The organism is Bacillus sp. OTU530, assembly GCF_038440375.1.
Window position 1 is genome coordinate 1 of record NZ_JASATP010000188.1, and the last position, 269, is coordinate 269.

Annotated in this window: 1 pseudogene; it reads left to right on the forward strand. The window is 29.0% G+C overall.

The window, feature by feature from the left end:
- Positions 1-269, forward strand: a pseudogene (locus tag AAHB12_RS31565) (DUF4037 domain-containing protein); the annotation flags it as partial.

Consider the following 269-nt stretch of genomic DNA (forward strand, 5'->3'; position numbering starts at 1 on the left):
CAAATAGAAAAAGCACTTAAGAGAAACGATTATATAAGTGTTAACCATAGAATAGCCGCTTTATTAGCAAGCTATTTTGATATTTTGTTTGCGATAAATGAAATGCCACATCCTGGAGAAAAACAATTAGTAAAAATATTAACAGAGAGGGCGACTAAACTCCCTTTCAATATGGAAGAAAATTTAAATGATTTACTGAGTAGCATCTCTAATTTTGATGAAAGAATCTTGGTTGAAATAAATAAGTTGATTGATAACTTAGACAATTT